This is a genomic window from Moorena sp. SIO4A1 (assembly GCF_010672065.1).
In the GTDB taxonomy this organism is placed as follows: Bacteria; Cyanobacteriota; Cyanobacteriia; order Cyanobacteriales; family Coleofasciculaceae; genus Moorena.
Genome location: NZ_JAAHHX010000379.1, coordinates 1 through 2,026 on the forward strand (window position 1 = coordinate 1; position 2,026 = coordinate 2,026).

The following is a 2,026-nucleotide window of genomic DNA, read 5'->3' on the forward strand; positions in this document are numbered from 1 at the left end:
CAATTGACGCAAACAGGATCAGAAAACTACTAAGTCTGGCAGGTCTAATACCAATCAATCAATCAATCAATCAATCAATCAATCAATCAATCAATGATGAAAAAGGTAGATGCGTCATGGCTTGAGTCATGCAATCAAACCCCATTAAATAGGGATAATACGGTATTTAATGGTATAAAACCGACATTGACAATACTCTAGTACTAGAGTAAGATTAAAGTATAAGATTCAGACAGCAGCAATGGCCAAGAAAGTAGGAGCAACTAAAAAAATATCGACTCAAATCGTCCCAGTAGTGGGTATGACCGCGTCGGTTGAGACAGAGTTGCTGTCTACAATGAAAAAGTTGGGCATTGTCAGATCTGAGTCTTACAACAAACTGGGAAGCATCAACTACTGGAACCTTGACTGGAAAAAAGCCATTCCAGAAGTAAAGAGTTTTAGGACTCCAGATACTCTGGAATTACCTGCAAAATTGATGGACTGGACTGTTAATGATGTAGGTAAGGCTATTACAGCGAGCCAAGCAGCTTGTAAAGATTCGGTTACTAACAAGATTTACAAAAGATTTCCAGGAAAAGAAAATCAAAATAAACGCAAGGAACTTTGTAAGCAACTTAAGACCTCAGCATTTCTGGACAATTCTTTACTGCACAGACTCGTTAGAAAAGAATTTCAAAGAGGTCATTCTTGGGTTAAAAATCAGATAGTTTATCAGCAAGTTGGCTACAAGTGCAAAAGACTTTCGCGGAACACCTGGCAACTGGAACTAGCTGGATTAACAAGGGGAAAAAGGAATAAAATAATCGTCAAATCTAATCGAAAAATAAAAGGGCAGATTAGATTAATTTATAATCAAATATTGCCAAGATTTGAAATTCACTTTTTGGTAGATCATGGTACCGTGGAAATTCCATCTGAACGTCGAAGTATCGGGCTGGACAAAGGTTACACCGAAGCTTTTTATGACTCAGAAGGTCAGGCTCACGGTACAGGACTTGGAAAGTTAATCACTAAAAAGTCAGATCGTATATGTGCTAAAAACCGCAATAGAGGAAAACTGTGGGCACTTCACAGAAAGTTAGAAAAACTAGATCCAGCTAAGTCGGCTAGAATACTCAAAAGCAACCTAAGTAGGAAAACAGAAAATCGCCGTTACAGACAAAATCAATCAGAACTAACGGCCATAATAGGAGCGGCGTCTAAATCTCTTTTTAACGGAAAGTCATTAAAAGTATTTGCAGAAGATTTAACTCAACCGATACGAAATAAACGCCAGTCTAAGACCGTGTCCCGCAAACTTAATAGTTGGATAAAAGGAGTGATGCGGAACTCTTTACAGAAATGGGCTAATTGGACTGGTTCGGTTGTCACAGAAGTTCAACCTAGTTACACGTCGCAAGTTGACTCCAGAACCGGAACCCTGTTGGGCAAAAGGACTGGGGACAATTTTACCGGATTTGATGGGGTCGTGTTGCAGGCTGATTATAATGCTGCCAAAAATATTCTGGCTCGTGGAACCGATAAGGAAATTACTCGGTACATGAACAAGAACCAGGTACAAGCAGTGTTATTGCGTCGTACCGCGCGTTACTTGAATGGTATGGGACTAAGTTTGGTTGATGGGGTTGAGCTAGGTTGGCTTGACCCTAAGCATACTAAAACTAAGGCTTTCAAGCAACTCCTGGTCGAGATGCCAGGATCGCCTAAACAGACAAGTGGAAGGCTTAACTCCAATTGCTGCTTGACCACTTCTCACTTAGGCAACAATAAATTGCACCTTGACCGTTTTATACCGGATTGTCACGATTAATGACGGTTTAAGAGTATCTCGGAAATATTATCTGGAAAAGACAAAGAGTAGGTTTGATTACTGAACCAGAGGGAAATAGTCTCATTGCCCACCTACTAGCACTCTCTCTGCCAACAGTAGAGACAAAAACTATTCTACCAAGAGCCTATAGTTTGGGAGCAGCTTTTGACCGGACTGTTTATGATGCCCTCTATCTAGCCTTAGCAGAGGCAA

1 protein-coding gene is annotated in these 2,026 nt (G+C 40.5%); it reads left to right on the forward strand.

The window, feature by feature from the left end:
* Positions 1-241 precede the first annotated feature (241 nt).
* The gene (locus F6K53_RS38495; RefSeq protein ID WP_293085097.1) at positions 242-1,813 is read left to right on the forward strand and encodes a zinc ribbon domain-containing protein; all 1,572 of its coding nucleotides are present in this window, start codon (positions 242-244) and stop codon (positions 1,811-1,813) included.
* Positions 1,814-2,026 lie beyond the last annotated feature (213 nt).

Excerpts from the sequence above, each read along its gene's own strand:
- F6K53_RS38495 (WP_293085097.1), top strand. The coding sequence starts at position 242 with ATGGCCAAGAAAGTAGGAGCAACTAAAAAAATATCGACTCAAATCGTC.